Origin of the sequence: Streptomyces sp. (genome assembly GCF_036524955.1) — a bacterium.
GTDB lineage: Bacteria > Actinomycetota > Actinomycetes > Streptomycetales > Streptomycetaceae > Actinacidiphila.
This window is the reverse complement of the sequence record NZ_DATDBG010000075.1, coordinates 1-14,222: the sequence shown is the minus strand read 5'-3', so window position 1 is coordinate 14,222 and position 14,222 is coordinate 1. Positions and strand designations below refer to the sequence as shown.

The following is a 14,222-nucleotide window of genomic DNA, read 5'->3' as shown; positions in this document are numbered from 1 at the left end:
GGGGCGCTGCCGGCGCGGCGGTGCCCGGCGAGTGACCGCCCCCCCGGCCGTACGTTTTCACGGAGGGGACCTCGGCCGCCGAGCGGTGAATTGCGACGGCGATGTGAAATACCTGCGCCGAATACCCCCGGCGGCATTGCGTCTGCTCGTCCGTGGCCCATGTCTTCGCTGTCATGGCGGCAGGAGAGATACTCGCTGCGCGCCTGCATGTCGACTTCGGGCGACTGCAGAGCGCGCTCTGCAGGGCCGAACAGGCGTGACCGCCCCCACCGTTTCCGGCTCCGGGAACGGTGGTCCGAGGGTGTCCGCCACTTCATCAACGGGCCCGTGACCAGGCGACTGCCGTAAGGCAGCGGTCCGCCGGGCGCCGTTTCCCGCCTGAGCCGGCCGCGCGCCGGCCCGGCCGCAGGCGCTCTCGTGTGCGGCGGCCGAAGCCCGTGCGCCCGGTCGTCGGCCCTTGTGCTCGGCGTCGACGCCGTGGTGTGCGCGCCGGCATATTCACGGGTTTTTCCCACTCCCCGGCCCGGAAATCGGCCTGCGCTTTTTCGTGCTGCGCCGCATCCGTGCCCATCCGGCCATGAAAGGGAATTCAGTGAGTGAGAACGATCAGCCACACGTCGGACGGCGGGGCTTTCTCGCCGGCGCCGCTGCGGTCGCGGCGTCGGCCGCCGTCCCGGCCGTCGCGGGCCTGGCAGCCGCCGCGCCCGCAGCCGCCGCGCCCCGCCCGAACCCCCAGGACACCCCATGCCCTCCTGCCGCACTCCCGGTCGTGAACCCTTCGAACTCGGCCCGCCGGTCCTCGCCCGGCCGCCGGTCTCGGCGGCCGGGCGGCGGTCCGTCCGGGACCTGGTCGACCTGCCCGGCGGGCACTTCCTGAACCACCCGGTGGTGCACGTCTCCTGGAACGACGCGCAGGCCTACTGCGCCTGGTCCGGTACCCGGCTGCCGACCGAGGCGGAGTGGGAGTACGCCGCCCGGGGCGGCCTGGAACAGCGGCGCTACCCGTGGGGTGACGAACTCGCGCCGGGCGGGCGGGAGATGCTCAACATCTGGCAGGGGGTCTTCCGTGAACACCGGCCGGTACCGCGGCACGGCGCCGGTCACGTCGTACGCCCCGAATGGCTTCGGCCTGTTCAACACTGTCGGGAACGTGTGGGAGTGGTGCGCGGACTGGTTCAGCGCGGGCTTCCACCGCGACGGGCCGCGGCAGGTCCCGGCCGGGCCGCCCGGTGCGGCCCGGGTGGTGCGCGGCGGTTCACACATGTGCCACGAGTCGTACTGCAACCGGTACCGCGTCGGTGCGCGCAGCTCCAACACGCCGGACAGCTCGACGGGCAACATCGGCTTCCGGGGCGCGGCATCGGCGCTGCCCGCGCGCCCCCCTAGGGGGCTTTCGGAGCCTCTCGGGGTAGTCGCGATCTATCGCGTTTGTGTACGGTGGGCGGCGTGGACGAATCGCAGCTCCAGAAGCGCGCGCAGCAGCCGGCACAGCAGCCCGCCCCGGTGAGCCCGCCCGCTCCGGCGAGCCCGGCGGCGCCCGTCGTGCCGGACGCGGAGCTGCGCGCCTCGGACGCGGACCGGGACCGGATCGCCGACATCCTGCGCGACGCGCTCGCCGAGGGCCGGCTGGACACGGACGAGCACTCCGAGCGGATCGACAAGGTCTACGCCGCCAAGACGCTCGGCGAACTGGAGCCACTGGTCCGGGACCTGCCGGCGGGCCGTACGGCCGGCCCGGCGCCCGGACCCGCCGCCGCACGCGGCTACGCCGTCGACCCCACCGGCGAGAACCCCAACCTGATCGGCATCCTCGGCGGCGCCGAACGCAAGGGCCGCTGGCGGGTGGGCAGCCGGATCACCGCGGTCGCGATCATGGGCGGCGTCGAGATCGACCTGTCCGAAGCGACCTTCACCGCACCGGAGCTGGTCATCCACTGCACCGCGATCATGGGCGGCGTGAGCATCCGGCTGCCGGAGAACGTCACGCTGCGCGGTGGCGGGGTGGTCGGCATCATGGGCGGCTCGGACATCAAGGCGTTCGAGGCGCCGGAGCCCGGCGCGCCGGTGGTCCGGATCGAGGGATTCGCGTTCTGGGGCGGCGTGGAGGCGAAGGCCAAGCGCGGTAAGAAGGTCAAGGACTGGACGAAGAAGCCGCTCGACGGGTGAGCGTGCGTACCGGGCCGTGAACGGGAGCCGGAGCGGTGGGCGTCGGCGGGTGTCGGCCGGCCGCCAGGCCGACCGGGGCCGCCGGGCGACGCGCCGCCAGGCCGCCGGGTGACGGGGAAACCGCCGTCCGCTGAACGCCCGTCAGCGGCCCGGCGTCGGACCGCTGAACGCGGGCCAGTGAAGATCACATGGTGCGTGTGTGCGCCACTGTTGTTGCGTGTTCACGCCATCCGCAGGTCGGAGCGGGTATGCGGGACTGTCCGGCGGTGAACACGGTGCGCATGAAGTCGCGCACAGCGGGTAGGGGTTCGAGCACGCCGCCGCACGGCGCTCAGGCATCTCCATGCCCGGGGCCGGTCGGCGGCGGGTAAATCGTGGCAATTGTGGCAATCGCCGAGCCGTCGTCAGGAGTTTCCCGTGCTTCAACCGATCGAGCCCGTCACGGACCCCGCCCTCCCGCCCGGCCATCCGCGGGATCTGGGCGGCCCATGGCACTCGGAGGCCGCCTGCCGCAGCGATGAAGCAGGGCTGTTCTTCGCACCTTCCAAGGAGCCCACTGCGGCACGCCTGTCCCGGGAGGAAGCGGCCAAACGTGTCTGCGCCCGTTGCCCGGTCATGCTCGAATGCCGCGAGCACGCTCTGCTCCAGCCGGAGCCCTACGGAGTGTGGGGCGGTATGACCGCGGCCGAACGCCGGGTCGTGCTGGCCCGCAGGCGCCGCCGCGAGGTCGAACTCCAGCGGCCCGCCGCACAGATAGCCGCCGCGGGCTGACCGCACGTACGGCCTGCTACCCGCCCGCCGACCGCACCCTGGGGATTACGGGGCCCCAGGCCGTGGTCCGCGGGCGGGTGTTCCCCCTGCGCCCTGAGCGGCGCCGCCCAGCGTCCCCGCGGCTTTCGCCCCTCGGGGCGTCCCCGCCTGACCGTGCGTTGAGCCGCATCCGGGTTCGGCGTCGGGGTCCGACCGCGGCCTGAGCCGCGACCCGCCCGCGGTGAGCCGGGCAACGCTGCTGCCCGCGGTGGGCCCGCAGCGCTCAGCGGGCCCGGTCGAAGTCGATCGAACTGTAGGCGCGGAGTTTCGACAGGCGGTGGACGGAGTCGATCTGGCGGATGGTGCCGGATTTGGAGCGCATGACGAGGGAGGAGGTGGTGGCCGTCTCGGCGCGGTAGCGGACGCCGCGGAGGAGTTCGCCGTCCGTGATACCCGTGGCGACGAAGAACACGTTCTCGCCGCTGACGAGGTCGTTCGTGTGGAGGACGCGGTCCAGGTCGTGCCCCGCGTCCAGCGCACGCCGGCGTTCCTCGTCGTCCTTGGGCCACAGCCGCCCCTGGATCGTGCCGCCCAGGCAGGTCATCGCGCAGGCCGCGATGATCCCCTCCGGGGTGCCGCCGATGCCCATGAGCAGGTCGACGCCGGTTCCCTCCCGGGCCGCCATGATCGCGCCGGCCACGTCGCCGTCGGATATGAACTTGATACGGGCGCCGCACTCGCGGATCTCGCGCGCCAGTTCGTCGTGGCGCGGCCGGTCGAGGAGGACCACCGTGACGTCCTCGGGCGCGCTGCCCTTCGCCTTCGCCACCCGGCGGATGTTGACCGAGGGCGGCGCGGTGATGTCCACGTACTCCGCCGCCTCCGGGCCCACCACCAGCTTGTCCATGTAGAAGACGGCCGACGGGTCGTACATCGTGCCGCGGTCGGCGACCGCCAGGACCGAGACGGCGTTCGGCATGCCCTTCGCGGTCAGCGTCGTACCGTCCACCGGGTCCACGGCGACGTCGCACTCCGCCCCCGTACCGTCGCCGACCCGCTCCCCGTTGAAGAGCATCGGCGCCTCGTCCTTCTCGCCTTCGCCGATGACGACGATGCCGTTCATGGAAACGGTGTGCACCAGGGTTCGCATCGCCTTGACAGCGGCACCGTCGGCGCCGTTCTTGTCGCCACGGCCGACCCACCGCCCGGCGGCCATCGCGGCGGCCTCGGTGACCCGGACCAGCTCCAGGGCGAGGTTGCGGTCGGGGGCCTCCGGACTCACTTCGAGGTCGGGAGGCAAGTGCTGTTCGGTCATCGCAGCGCACCTTTCTGTACGAGGACGGCGGGACATAGGGGGTGCTGCGGGTAATGCGACCCTATCCGGTCCCCGCGAATATGAGCAGGGTGCATGTCACATGAGCGCACGCGGGGGCGTCCGCGGCGGACATGGCGGACATACGGGTGCCCGTACGACTTCACCGTACGAAGGAACATGCGATCCCGCGCGGCGCCGCTTCGCCCCCCGGGGGTCGGGGCGGTTCGGGGGATGGGGGACCATGGACGGCGTGGCAGCAGACAAACGTGGCAACAAGACGGTGCGGGACCTGGCGCTGTCGCTGACGGTCCTCGGCTTCGTCGTCTTCGTGATCTATCTGTTCATCCCGCACGACTCGCACGCCGACCCGGTGAAGGTGGTGCCCTACTCCGTGGAGCTGGGCCAGGCGCGGCGCGACGCGCCGTACCCGGTGGCCGGGCCCGAGGGGCTCGGCGCGGACTGGCGGTCCACCTCTGTCGCGTACAGCTCGGCCGACCCCCAGAACGTCACCTGGCACGTGGGCTTCGTCGACCCCCAGCAGGAGTACGTGGCGGTCGAGCAGAGCAACGGCCCCGCCGAGCCGTTCATCACCCGGGTCACCCTCGACTCGCACCGGGACGGCGACGTCGAGGTCGAGGCAGGCGGCCGGGTGTGGGAGCGGTACGCGGGCGGCCGGTACACCGCGCTGGTCCGCAAGGAGCAGGGCGTCACGACGGTGGTCCTCGGCACCGCCCCGGACGAGCAGCTCCGGCGCATGGCCGCGGCGCTGCGGGAGCGCGGCGGGACGGGCCGGTAGCGGCCACCGCGGACCGCGGACCGCAGGCGGGGTGGCGCCCCATGCGAGCCGGTGGCGGCCGCGCCGGGCGGGACGGCGGCTACCCCGGGCGGGACGGCGGCCACCACGGGACGGTAGCAGCCCACCGCAGACCGCAGGCCGCAGGCTGCGGACCATAGGCGGCGTGGCGGCGACCCCGGGCAGGTGGCGGTCACCACGGGCGGCCTGGCGGTCACCACGGGCGGCCTGGCGGCGACCCCGAGCCGGTAGCAGCCCACCGCAGACCGCAGACCGCAGACCGCAGGCGGGACGGCGGCCCCCGGCCGGTCGCTACACCCTCGGCCGGCCATCACCCCGTCCGTGACCGATCACCCCGGGACCCGCCGGTGGACCCGCTGCCCCGAACTCCCGTAGAAAGCCGCTCAGCCCTCCTCGTCGTCCCCCGGTGTCGCCTGCGGTTCGTCCTCCGCGGCCAGCGCCGCGTCCAGCCGGGCCCGCGCGCCCTCCAGCCAGCGGCGGCAGACCCTGGCCAGCTCCTCGCCCCGCTCCCACAGGGCAAGGGACTCCTCGAGCGTCGCGCCCCCGGCCTCCAGGCGGCGGACGACGTCGATCAGTTCGTCGCGGGCCTGCTCGTAGCCCAGGGCCTCGGAACCGCCCAGGGTCTCGGAGCCCGACTCGGCACCCACCGTGGTGTTCTGGTCTGCTGCTGCCATGCGGCCAAGCCTAGGCGGGAGGTGGGACAGCCCCGTCCGCCGCGCCCCTGTCCGCGCCGCCCCTTTCCACCCGTACCGCGAACTCCCCCTCCGCCACCCGCGCCCGCAGCCGCTCCGCCGCCCGCACCCGCGCCGGCTCACGGACCACCGAGCCGTCCTCCCGCTGGAGGACCGCGTAGCCGCGGCGCAGGGTCGCCGCGGGGGAGAGGGCCACCACCCGGGCCAGCGTGTGGGCGAGGTCGGCGTCCGCCCGGTCCAGCGCGTGCTTCAGGCAGCGCCGCGCCCGGTCCACCCGGTCCTCGATCTCCGCCGCGCGTTCGTCGATCATGCGGTACGGGGCCGCCATCGACGGCCGGCTGAGCGCCGCCCGGAGCCCGTGCTCCTCCCGGTCCAGCAGCCCGCGGATCACCCGCAGCGCCCGGTCCCGTACGAGCTGGACGCGGGCCAGCTCCTCGCGGACGTCGGGGACCACGCGTTTCGCGGCGTCCGTCGGAGTGGAGGCGCGCAGGTCCGCGACGAGGTCGAGCAGCGGGGAGTCCGGTTCGTGGCCGATCGCCGAGACCAGCGGAGTGGTGCAGGCGGCGACCGCGCGGATCAGCCGCTCGTCGGAGAACGGCAGCAGGTCCTCCACGCTGCCGCCGCCGCGCGCCACGATGATCACGTCCACGTCGCGGTGGCCGTCCAGGTCCCGTACCGCGTCGATCACCCGGGGGACGGCGGCGGCGCCCTGCACGGGGACGTTGCGGACCTCGAACCGCACGGCCGGCCAGCGCAGCCGCGCGTTCTCCCGTACGTCCCGCTCGGCCGCCGAGGCGCGGCCCGTCACCAGGCCGATGAGCTGCGGCAGGAACGGCAGCGGGCGCTTGCGGTCCAGCGCGAACAGGCCCTCGGCGGCCAGCGTCTTCTTCAACTGCTCCAGGCGGGCGAGCAGTTCGCCCACCCCCACCGGCCGGATCTCGGCCGCCCGCAGCGACAACTGGCCCCGGGCCGCGTACCACTCCGGCTTCGCGTGCACCACGACCCGCGCGCCCTCGCCGACCACCTCCGCCACCTGCTCGAACACGCCGCGGAAACAGGTCACCGTGAGCGAGACGTCGCGCGAGGGGTCGCGCAGCGTCAGGAACACCACCCCGGCGCCCGGCCGCCGCGAGATCTGGGTGATCTGTCCCTCCACCCACACCGCCCCGAGCCGGTCGATCCACCCTCCGATCAGGCGCGACACCTCGCCGACCGGGATCGGCGCGTCCGCCGAGGTGTTGAGAGCCATACCCGCACCTTAGTGCGCCCCACCGTCAAGGTCCGGGTGTCCGACCGCCCCCGTACGATGGACGCCATGACCACCGAAGCCACCCGTCGCGTCCTCCTCGCCGCCCCCCGCGGGTACTGCGCGGGCGTGGACCGTGCCGTGATCACCGTCGAGAAGGCGCTGGAGCAGTACGGCGCGCCGGTCTACGTGCGCAAGGAGATCGTCCACAACAAGTACGTCGTCCAGACCCTGGAGAGGAAGGGCGCGATCTTCGTCGACGAGACGGAGGAGGTGCCCGAGAACGCCATCGTGATCTTCTCCGCCCACGGCGTGGCCCCCGTCGTCCACGAGGAGGCCGCCCAGCGCGGTCTCGCGTCGATCGACGCGACGTGCCCGCTGGTCACCAAGGTGCACAAGGAAGCCGTCCGGTTCGCCGACGACGACTACGACATCCTGCTCATCGGCCACGAGGGCCACGAGGAGGTGGTCGGCACGATGGGCGAGGCCCCCGAGCGGATGCACCTGGTCGACGGCCCGGAGGACGCCGCCCGCATCCAGGTCCGCGACGAGTCCAAGGTCGTCTGGCTCTCCCAGACCACACTCTCGGTCGACGAGACGATGGAGACGGTGGACGCGCTCAAGCAGCGTTTCCCGCAGCTCCTCAGCCCGCCCAGCGACGACATCTGCTACGCGACGCAGAACCGCCAGGTCGCCGTCAAGCAGATCGCCGCCGAGGCCGACCTGCTGATCGTCGTCGGCTCCCGCAACTCCTCCAACTCCATCCGGCTGGTGGAGGTCGCCCTCCAGTCCGGGGCCGGCGCCTCCTACCTGGTCGACTTCGCCGAGGAGTGCCAGGACGCCTGGCTGGAGGGCGTGCGTACGGTCGGTGTCACCTCCGGCGCCTCCGTCCCGGAGATCCTGGTCGAGGGTGTTCTCGAGTGGCTGGCCGCGCGCGGCTTCGCGGACGTCGAGGTCGTGACGTCGGCGCAGGAGTCCATCCAGTTCTCGCTGCCGAAGGAGCTGCGCAGGGACCTGCGTGCGGAGCTCGCCGCCGCGGAAGCCGCAGGAGGGTGAGCGTCGCCCGGTGAGCTCGGTCAGGCGGGTTCCGGGCGGATGATCGGATGGGCTGTGTCCGGCGGGATCGGGGCAGACTCACTGTGTGAGGCCGGCTTCGGTGGGTCTGTGAGGCGGGCTTTGGCGGGTGGGCTCCGGCGCACCCCTCTACGGTGGAGGCCATGAACGTGTTCGGTGTGGATATTGGTGGTACGGGCATCAAAGGCGCTCCGGTCGACCTCGACCGCGGCGCCCTGACCCAGGAGCGGTTCAAGGTCCTGACGCCGCACCCGGCCACGCCGCAGGCGGTGATCGACGGCGTCCACGAGGTCGTCTCGCACTTCGGCTGGGACGGCCCGCTCGGAGTGACCTTCCCCGGCGTCGTGGTGGACGGTGTCACCCGCACCGCCGCCAACGTCGACAAGGGCTGGATCGGACTCGACGCGCGCAAGCTGATCAGTGAACGCCTGGGTATGCCGGTGGTCGTCCTCAACGACGCGGACGCCGCCGGGATCGCCGAGATGGCCTTCGGGGCCGGGCGGGGCAGAGGCGGTACGACCATCGTGCTGACCCTCGGCACCGGCATCGGCAGCGCGCTGTTCACCGACGGCCACCTCATACCCAACACCGAGCTCGGCCACCTGGAGCTGCGCGGCCACGACGCGGAGAAGCGCGCCTCGGTCAAGGCGCGTGAGGACGAGGACCTGAGCTGGGAGCACTGGGCGCACCGGCCGCAGAAATATCTGGCGCACGTGGAGATGCTCTTCTCGCCCGAGCTGTTCGTGATAGGCGGGGGGATCAGCCGCAAGCCGGAGAAGTTCCTGCCGCTGATCCACGGGATCAGCGCGGAGATCGTCCCCGCGGAGCTGCAGAACAACGCCGGGATCGTCGGCGCCGCAATGCGAGCGGCAACGCTCTGACCGCCACGATCGCCGCGGCCAGCACCGTACCCGTGTAGAGCCACCCGGTCATCAGCGCCAGCCCGGTGAGGACGCCGAGCAGGTGCCCGGCCAGCCCGCCGCTGCCGCTGTCCGCGGTCAGCGTGATCGCCACGGCGAACGCGATCGGCGCGGCCACCGGCGCGGCCACCAGATCGTACGGGCGTACGGACACCGCGCCCGCGATGCTCACGGCCACGAACACCACCCCGAAGAACGTCCCGGGGCCGTCGAACAACAGCGCGTCGACGGCCCCGCCGAGCACGGTCACCACGGTGGTGAGCAGCCCGGTGCCGAGCCCGGTCAGCCGCGGCCGGGGACGCCGGGCGCTACGCAGCCGGCGTACGACAGCGGCCGCGTCCCGGCGGGCGGGCGGGGCCATCGGGTGCGGGGCGCGGTAGACCCCGGCGGACGCCTGCCCGGCGGGGCCCGGTGCGGGCAAGCCGCCGGACCCGGAGCTCGAACGCGCACTGTGTTGGTCCACCTACCCAACGTAGGCGCGGCAGGCCGGGTGCGCGCGGGCAGGACACACCCTTTCCATCCCTTTGGTCCTGAGTTCGAGGGGGTCGGTCGGCCAGGTGGGGCCCCGTAGACTGGGGCCGTCCGCGTACCCCCTTTTTTCTGATCACGTTTACGGGAAGTCGCCACGTGTCGCTCACCATCGGAATCGTCGGCCTGCCGAACGTCGGCAAGTCGACGCTCTTCAACGCCCTGACCAAGAACGACGTGCTGGCGGCCAACTACCCGTTCGCCACCATCGAGCCCAACGTCGGTGTGGTGGGCGTCCCCGACCCCCGGCTCGCCGTGCTGGCCGGCATCTTCGGCTCGGCCCGGCTGCTGCCCGCGACCGTGGACTTCGTGGACATCGCCGGCATCGTCCGGGGGGCCTCGGAGGGCGAGGGCCTGGGCAACAAGTTCCTGGCGAACATCCGCGAGTCCGACGCGATCTGCCAGGTCATCCGGGCCTTCAAGGACGAGAACGTGGTCCACGTCGACGGCAAGGTGTCGCCCAAGGACGACATCGAGACCATCAACACCGAGCTGATCCTCGCCGACCTCCAGTCGGTGGAGAAGGCCCTCCCGCGCCTCACCAAGGAAGCCCGCCTCCAGAAGGAGAAGGCCGCGGTGCTCGCCGCGGCCGAGGCCGCGCAGACCATCCTCGCGGCCGGCGACACCCTCTTCTCCCACGGCATCACCAAGGGCACCGAGCAGGGCGTTCTCCTCCACGAGCTGCACCTCCTCACCACCAAGCCCTTCCTCTACGTCTTCAACGTGGACGAGGACGAGCTGACCGACGAGGACTTCAAGAACGAGCAGCGCGCCCTGGTCGCGCCGGCCGAGGCGATCTTCCTCAACGCCAAACTCGAAGCGGACCTCGCCGAGCTGGACGACGACGAAGCCCTTGAACTCCTCCAGTCGGTCGGCCAGCAGGAACCCGGCCTCGCCACCCTCGCCCGCGTCGGCTTCGAAACCCTGGGCCTGCAGACCTACCTCACCGCCGGCCCCAAGGAAACCCGCGCCTGGACCATCAAGCGCGGCGCCACCGCCCCCGAGGCGGCCGGTGTCATCCACACCGACTTCCAGAAGGGCTTCATCAAGGCCGAGGTCATCTCCTTCGACGACCTCGTCACCACCGGCTCCGTCCCCGAAGCCCGCGCCAAGGGCAAGGCCCGCATGGAGGGCAAGGACTACGTGATGCAGGACGGGGACGTGGTGGAGTTCCGCTTCAACGTGTAGTTGATCGGGTGGGAGGCCGTCTGACCTGCGGCGGAGCTGTTGGGCGGGCTCAGCGGTCCGCACCGAGTCCGCAAGCGCACTGACGCGTCGTCAGCGCGGGGGAGTGGCTACGCCGCCTTCTCCGTCGTTGTGTCGCCCTCGTCGGGGCTGTCCGTGTACGCCTTGTCGACGGCGGCCCGGGTCCGCTCCTCGGAGTCGGGCCACAGGTGGGTGTAGATGTTCAGCGTCATGGCCGCGTTGGTGTGGCCGAGGCGCTCGGAGACGGTCTTCACGGACTCGCCGTGCTTGATGAGCAGGCTGGCGTAGTGGTGACGCAGGGCGTGGGGGCCGGTGCCCTTCGGGATGCCGGCCTTGGCGCAGGCGGGCCGCCAGGCGTGATCCATGAAGTGGGTGTAGACGATGGGTCCTCCCTGCGGTGCGGTGAAGACCCAGCCCTCGGCGCCATCGATGGGGAAGTCCCGCAGGTGTGCCTTCAGTGCGTCGACTGCCATCTTCGGCAGCGGGACGGTGCGGTGCGAGCGGGCAGTCTTGGGCGGGCAGACGTACACGCCGTGCTTAGCCGTCTGCTGGATCTGCTGCTCGACCGCGACGGTCGCGTGGAGCAAATCGATGTGCCGGAGCTGGAGTCCGAAAAGTTCGCCGGGCCGGAGCCCGGTGGCGGCGCCCAGCAGCACCAGACCCTTGTAGCGGGCGGGTATCTCCTCGGCGAGGTCGCGTATCTGCTCGACCGCCAGTGGCACGACGCGCTTGCGGGGGACGGACGGCAGCTTCGTGCCGCTGCATGGGTTGTCGGGGATCAGGCGGTCGCGGACCGCCGCGCGGAAGATCGCGTTCACGGTGTTGAAGACGGTCCGTGAGGTGCTGGCTGCGAGTTTGTGCGTGGTCGCCAGGCTCGTCACCCAGCTCTGTACGTCACCGGGCTTGATCGCCCCCAACGCCCGCTTCTCCCAGACGGGATAGACGTAGCAGCGCAGGTGCTGTTCGACGGCTTTCGCGGTGGAGGGGCGGTGGGGCTGGCTGGCCCGCCACTCCTCCGCGTACTCCTTGAACGGCTTCTTGGCCGACCGGGGATCGACGTACTGGCCGGTGATGACGCTGGTGGTGACCTCGTCGATCCAGCGCTGGGCGTCGACCTTGCGATCGAAGTGGCGGGCGTGCTCCTTGCCGTCTTGGTCCCGGTAGCGGGCGCGCCATTTGCCGTTGGGGCGCTTCTGGATGTTCGCCAACTGGGTGTTCCTCCTGTGGTTAGTGGTAGTAGCCGCCCGCTTCGATGTACTCGGTGAGGGCGCGGGCGTCGCGTTCTTCGCCCATGAGGCGGAGGCACTGTTCGTGGATCCCGTGGAATCCGTCCGGGTGGGCCTGCAGATAGACGGTGATGGCGAGGACTGCTTCATGCAGGCGGTCCTGGGCGTCGCGGGCCTCATAGAAGGCTTCAACGGCTTCCTGGACGATGCGTCTGCCCTCCAGATCGATGCCTTCCAACGGCGGCGACATGAGCTCTTCGAGAGGCAGTTCGAAGACGCGGGAGAACCCGAGCGCCTCGTCCAGGGTGATCTTGCGGCGGGGCTTGCCGTTCTCGATGCGCCAGACCGCGGTCTGGTTCATCGGGACGCCGGACTTGGTCATCCGGGCGGCCAGTTCGGTCGTGCTCCACCCTCTGACCTCGCGTTCGAGGGCGACTCGGGCTGCCGCGTTGCCCTCGCTGTACAGCAGCGGCACCTCGCTGCCGGTTGCTCGTTCGGCCATCTCCGTCCTTCCTCCAACTCCCCCAGCTCTCTCCCAATTGAAACATGGACTTCCCGGTTTGCGTAATCACGCTTTCCGTGAGACCATTTTCCGGAACGAGAAATGACCTAGTCAAAGGGGAGAGATGGATCGCTACCTGACCACCCGCGAGGTGGCCGAGCGCTACCGCACGGCGGAGAGCACCGTGCGGTACTGGCGGCACGTCGGATACGGGCCCAAGGGGGTGAAGGTTGGCCGCCGCGTGCTGTACAGCGAGACCGAAATCGCCCGGTTCGAGCAGAAGCTCGCCGAGCAGGGCCCGAGCCGCGACGACTGGACCCTGGGGGCCTGATGCGCGAAGCCGCAAGGAACGAAACGACCCCCGGTGCTACCAACACCGAGGGCCTCGTGAACACCCCACCAACCGACCTATCGATTCACAACGGTGAAGGCGGGCCTGCCAGCCCAGGGCCTCACCGGGAGGAGTTCATCGTGAATGTTACGCCCCCAACGCCCGATGGCGCACCCCCGAAGGCGGCCTGGCCACCGGTCGCCATACCGGGCCAGCCAGGCGCCCACACGCCCCGCACCGCAGCCACGAGCGGGGACAGCGACAGCGCTGCGGTCACACCGTCCCCCGCCCGCCCTGCCCGGCCTCTGAACTGGGGCACCGGCGACGGCTCCCGGCTGCTGGGGGAGCTGCGGGGGCAGATCGCCCGGTTCGTGATTCTGCCCTCCGAGCACGCGCTGAACGCCGCCACGCTGTGGGTGGCTGCCACCCACCTGCAGCCCGCATGGCAGCACGCCCCACGCCTGGCCGTAGTCGGTCCGGCCAAGCGGTGCGGGAAGTCACGACTGCTGGACGTGCTCACCGAGACCGTCCACGAGCCGATGCTGACGGTCAACACGACCCCGGCGGCGGTCTTCCGGTCCATCACTGACCAGCCCCCCACGCTGCTGGTCGACGAGGCGGACACCATCTTCGGCAGCCCGAAGGTGGCGGAGAAGAACGAGGAACTGCGCGGCCTGCTCAACGCCGGTCACCAGCGCAACCGCTACGTCACCCGCGTGGTCGGCAACGACCACACACCGCGCCGCTTCGCCACCTTCGCCATGGCCGCGCTGGCGGGGATCGGCGACCTGCCCGACACGATCATGGACCGGTCGGTGGTGATTCGCATGCGCCGCCGCGCCGAGGGCGAGCGCGTCCACCCCTTCCGCTCCAAGCGCGACACCCCGGCCCTGCACGCCTTGCGCGACCGCATCGCCGCCTGGACCGGCCCGCTGGTGGACGCGGCGGCCGACCTGGAGCCCGACCTTCCGGTGGAAGACCGTGCAGCCGACACCTGGGAGCCCCTGGTCATCGTCGCGGACCTAGCCGACGGTCCCTGGCCCGTCCTGGCCCGCGAAGCGTGCCAGTTCATGGTCGCCGCCGAGCTCCAGGCGGAGGAGGACAGCCCAGGTGGTGCGCGAATCCTCGCCGACGTGCGCCGGATCTTCTTCGCCCGCCGGGAACCGGACAGCCTCACCACGACCGACCTGCTTGCCGAGCTCCGCTCCGACCCCGAAGCACCCTGGGGCGAGTGGGGGAGGGCCGGTCTGACCGCCCGCGACCTGGGGTCGCTGCTGCGGGAGTACGGGGTGGCCTCGGGCAACGTCCGGATCGCCGACGGAACGCAGCGCAAGGGCTACACCCGCAGCAAGTTCCTCGACCCGTGGCGGCGCTACTGCCCCGCCGTCCACCCCACCGGCGCGAGCCCAGCACCACTCACGGGCTGACCCCGAGCCGCATCCCCCGGTTGCC

The 14,222-nt window shown here is 71.5% G+C and carries 14 protein-coding genes and 1 pseudogene; 9 read left to right on the top strand and 6 right to left on the bottom strand.

Annotated features, from left to right (window positions below; translation table 11 throughout):
* Window positions 1-876: 876 nt before the first annotated feature.
* The 3 genes and pseudogenes from VIW71_RS06385 to VIW71_RS06375 all read left to right on the top strand — a co-directional run.
* Window positions 877-1,366 (top strand): annotated as a pseudogene (locus VIW71_RS06385) (formylglycine-generating enzyme family protein); the annotation flags it as partial.
* Window positions 1,367-1,446: 80 nt separating this feature from the next.
* Complete coding sequence (locus tag VIW71_RS06380; protein WP_331621000.1) at window positions 1,447-2,166, top strand: DUF1707 SHOCT-like domain-containing protein; 720 nt, start codon at window positions 1,447-1,449, stop codon at window positions 2,164-2,166.
* A gap of 417 nt (window positions 2,167-2,583) precedes the next feature.
* Window positions 2,584-2,937, top strand: coding sequence for a WhiB family transcriptional regulator (locus VIW71_RS06375; protein ID WP_414720676.1), 354 nt, complete (start codon window positions 2,584-2,586; stop codon window positions 2,935-2,937).
* A gap of 262 nt (window positions 2,938-3,199) precedes the next feature.
* On the opposite strand, the gene glpX is transcribed toward VIW71_RS06375, so the two are convergent.
* Window positions 3,200-4,231: a class II fructose-bisphosphatase gene (glpX, locus tag VIW71_RS06370; RefSeq protein ID WP_331620999.1), complete on the bottom strand. Its 1,032-nt coding sequence runs from the start codon at window positions 4,229-4,231 to the stop codon at window positions 3,200-3,202.
* A gap of 241 nt (window positions 4,232-4,472) precedes the next feature.
* Here glpX and VIW71_RS06365 point away from each other — a divergent pair, with 241 nt between their 5' ends.
* Window positions 4,473-5,027 carry a DUF4245 domain-containing protein gene (locus VIW71_RS06365; protein ID WP_331620998.1) on the top strand — a complete coding sequence of 185 codons (555 nt, stop codon included), beginning with the start codon at window positions 4,473-4,475 and terminating at the stop codon, window positions 5,025-5,027.
* A 401-nt stretch (window positions 5,028-5,428) separates the two neighbouring features.
* Here the strand turns inward: VIW71_RS06365 and VIW71_RS06360 are convergent, their stop codons facing one another.
* Window positions 5,429-5,719 carry an exodeoxyribonuclease VII small subunit gene (locus VIW71_RS06360; protein ID WP_331620997.1) on the bottom strand — a complete coding sequence of 97 codons (291 nt, stop codon included), beginning with the start codon at window positions 5,717-5,719 and terminating at the stop codon, window positions 5,429-5,431.
* A gap of 10 nt (window positions 5,720-5,729) precedes the next feature.
* A complete protein-coding gene (gene xseA, locus VIW71_RS06355) occupies window positions 5,730-6,986 on the bottom strand; it encodes an exodeoxyribonuclease VII large subunit (RefSeq protein ID WP_331620996.1) in 1,257 nt (418 codons plus the stop codon).
* A 57-nt stretch (window positions 6,987-7,043) separates the two neighbouring features.
* Here xseA and VIW71_RS06350 point away from each other — a divergent pair, with 57 nt between their 5' ends.
* Window positions 7,044-8,039 (top strand): 4-hydroxy-3-methylbut-2-enyl diphosphate reductase, encoded by a 996-nt coding sequence (locus tag VIW71_RS06350; protein WP_331621034.1) that lies wholly within the window; start codon window positions 7,044-7,046, stop codon window positions 8,037-8,039.
* A 161-nt stretch (window positions 8,040-8,200) separates the two neighbouring features.
* Window positions 8,201-8,938 (top strand): polyphosphate--glucose phosphotransferase, encoded by a 738-nt coding sequence (gene ppgK, locus VIW71_RS06345; protein WP_331620995.1) that lies wholly within the window; start codon window positions 8,201-8,203, stop codon window positions 8,936-8,938.
* Here the strand turns inward: ppgK and VIW71_RS06340 are convergent.
* Window positions 8,859-9,440: a DUF6542 domain-containing protein gene (locus tag VIW71_RS06340; protein ID WP_331620993.1), complete on the bottom strand. Its 582-nt coding sequence runs from the start codon at window positions 9,438-9,440 to the stop codon at window positions 8,859-8,861. The two genes, ppgK and VIW71_RS06340, sit on opposite strands and share 80 nt — an antisense overlap.
* A gap of 164 nt (window positions 9,441-9,604) precedes the next feature.
* Between VIW71_RS06340 and ychF the strand changes: the two genes are divergently transcribed.
* Entirely contained in the window at window positions 9,605-10,693 is a 1,089-nt protein-coding gene (gene ychF / locus VIW71_RS06335) for a redox-regulated ATPase YchF (protein WP_331620992.1), read from the top strand.
* A 107-nt stretch (window positions 10,694-10,800) separates the two neighbouring features.
* Here ychF and VIW71_RS06330 read toward each other — a convergent pair whose 3' ends face one another.
* Window positions 10,801-11,919, bottom strand: coding sequence for a tyrosine-type recombinase/integrase (locus VIW71_RS06330; protein WP_331620991.1), 1,119 nt, complete (start codon window positions 11,917-11,919; stop codon window positions 10,801-10,803).
* A 19-nt stretch (window positions 11,920-11,938) separates the two neighbouring features.
* Window positions 11,939-12,439, bottom strand: coding sequence for a helix-turn-helix domain-containing protein (locus VIW71_RS06325; RefSeq protein ID WP_331620990.1), 501 nt, complete (start codon window positions 12,437-12,439; stop codon window positions 11,939-11,941).
* 124 nt (window positions 12,440-12,563) lie between these two features.
* Here VIW71_RS06325 and VIW71_RS06320 point away from each other — a divergent pair, with 124 nt between their 5' ends.
* On the top strand, window positions 12,564-12,770 hold the full coding sequence (locus tag VIW71_RS06320; protein WP_331620989.1) for a helix-turn-helix transcriptional regulator: 207 nt from the start codon (window positions 12,564-12,566) through the stop codon (window positions 12,768-12,770).
* Window positions 12,771-13,075: 305 nt separating this feature from the next.
* Entirely contained in the window at window positions 13,076-14,197 is a 1,122-nt protein-coding gene (locus tag VIW71_RS06315) for a DUF3631 domain-containing protein (RefSeq protein WP_414720678.1), read from the top strand.
* Window positions 14,198-14,222: the final 25 nt, after the last annotated feature.

What these genes read in the sequence shown, in the direction of transcription:
- glpX (WP_331620999.1), bottom strand. Translation starts at nt 4,231, where the DNA reads ATGACCGAACAGCACTTGCCTCCCGACCTCGAAGTGAGTCCGGAGGCC.
- VIW71_RS06365 (WP_331620998.1), top strand. Translation starts at nt 4,473, where the DNA reads ATGGACGGCGTGGCAGCAGACAAACGTGGCAACAAGACGGTGCGGGAC.
- VIW71_RS06360 (WP_331620997.1), bottom strand. Translation starts at nt 5,719, where the DNA reads ATGGCAGCAGCAGACCAGAACACCACGGTGGGTGCCGAGTCGGGCTCC.
- xseA (WP_331620996.1), bottom strand. Translation starts at nt 6,986, where the DNA reads ATGGCTCTCAACACCTCGGCGGACGCGCCGATCCCGGTCGGCGAGGTG.
- VIW71_RS06350 (WP_331621034.1), top strand. Translation starts at nt 7,044, where the DNA reads ATGGACGCCATGACCACCGAAGCCACCCGTCGCGTCCTCCTCGCCGCC.
- ppgK (WP_331620995.1), top strand. Translation starts at nt 8,201, where the DNA reads ATGAACGTGTTCGGTGTGGATATTGGTGGTACGGGCATCAAAGGCGCT.
- VIW71_RS06325 (WP_331620990.1), bottom strand. Translation starts at nt 12,439, where the DNA reads ATGGCCGAACGAGCAACCGGCAGCGAGGTGCCGCTGCTGTACAGCGAG.
- VIW71_RS06320 (WP_331620989.1), top strand. Translation starts at nt 12,564, where the DNA reads ATGGATCGCTACCTGACCACCCGCGAGGTGGCCGAGCGCTACCGCACG.